The organism is Actinoplanes sp. NPDC051633 (genome assembly GCF_040681735.1).
In the GTDB taxonomy this organism is placed as follows: domain Bacteria; phylum Actinomycetota; class Actinomycetes; order Mycobacteriales; family Micromonosporaceae; genus Actinoplanes.
Genome location: NZ_JBFAZH010001629.1, coordinates 1 through 1,364 on the forward strand (window position 1 = coordinate 1; position 1,364 = coordinate 1,364).

General features: G+C 70.5%; 2 protein-coding genes and 1 pseudogene. All 3 read right to left on the reverse strand.

The window, feature by feature from the left end; all coding sequences use genetic code 11:
• Positions 1-298, reverse strand: a 298-nt coding sequence (locus AB0M20_RS43755) for a glyceraldehyde 3-phosphate dehydrogenase NAD-binding domain-containing protein (RefSeq protein ID WP_364307422.1), incomplete at its 3' end; no start/stop codon positions are given.
• 5 nt (positions 299-303) lie between these two features.
• On the reverse strand, positions 304-897 hold the full coding sequence (locus AB0M20_RS43760) for a TetR/AcrR family transcriptional regulator (protein WP_364307424.1): 594 nt from the start codon (positions 895-897) through the stop codon (positions 304-306).
• Positions 898-961: 64 nt separating this feature from the next.
• A pseudogene (locus tag AB0M20_RS43765) lies at positions 962-1,364 on the reverse strand (RNA polymerase subunit sigma-24); the annotation flags it as partial.

Genomic DNA, 1,364 nt, shown 5'->3' on the forward strand with positions numbered 1-1,364 from the left:
TGTGGCCGCTGTACTCTAGTCCCATGTCGGCGGCGACGTCGCCCCACGGAATGGTGGCCGGGTCGGACTGCGCGAAGACCTTGATCCGGTTGCCCTGGACGGCGATCGCGGCGCCGTCGAAGGCGACCCCGTCGAGGTGGCCGGAGACGGAGTCCCATTCGAGCAGGGTGGCCAGCGTACGGGCGTCGGTGAGGTCGTTGACCGCGACCACCTCGACGTCGGCGTTGCCCGCCAGGGCGGCGCGCAGGTAGCTGCGCCCGATCCGTCCGAACCCGTTGATGCCGATGCGTACCGTCATGGTGTTCAGTTCCTCCCGTCGTTCTTGGGGTCGGGTACGGCCGGCGCCGCCGCCCGGAGCAGGTCGAGCGCGCCGGCGCGGGCCTGGTCGAACGGGCCCGGGTCCTGCTGCGCGATCGCGAGGACGTAGCCGCCCTGCAGCACAGCCATCAGGGTGTGGGCCAGGCGCTCGGCGTCGAGGTCGTCCCTCAGCTCGCCTGCGGCAACCGCCTCGCGTAGCACCTTGACCCAGCTGAGGTGGACCTGAGCGAACGCGCGGGCCACCGGCGCGAGCAGCACCGGGTCCTCGCGAACCTGCGGATCCTGGGTCAGGCGGCCGACCTTGCAGCCCTTGAGGGCGTCGCGCGGACGCATCAGGTAGGCCTCGATGCGGGCCATCGGGTCGCCCGGGCCGTCGAGCTCGGACGCGGCCGGCAGCAGGTCGGCGACGTTGCGCTCCAGGGCGGCGAGCGCCAGGTCCCGCTTGGTGGGGAAGTGGTGGTACATGCTGCCCTGTCCCACGCCGGATCGTTTGCGCACCTCACGCGGGCTGGTGTCGGCATAGCCGCGCTCCCACATGAGCTCGCTCATCGTGTCGACCAGAAGCTGCCGCGAATCCATAGCGCCAGTGTACATACCAGTAGGTACAGAGTCTCCTTGAGAATGACCGCGGTTCGCGCTGGTGTCACTCGGGTGACTGTGCGGCTCGGTTGAGCAGTAAGGTTCGCTCCCGCTCGTTGCGGGTCAGGGAGGCCGCCCTCTCGAACTCCGCTCTTGCCTCGGCGTGCCGGCCCAGCTTGGCCAGCAGGTCGCCGCGCGTGCTGGGCAACAGGTGGTAGGTCTGCATGGCCGGGAAGGCCATCAGCTGATCCAGCAGCGCCAGGCCCGCCTCCGGACCGAACGCCATGGACTGCGCCACCGCGCGGTTCAGCTCGACCACCGGGGACGGCATCGCCTCGGCCAGGAGCTCGTACAGCCAGGCGATGCTCTCCCAGTCGGTGTCGGAGAAGCGGCGGGCCCGGGCGTGGCAGGCGGTGCTCGACGGCAAGCCCGGCCCGTACGTGCTGCAGGCGGCCATCACCGCCTGC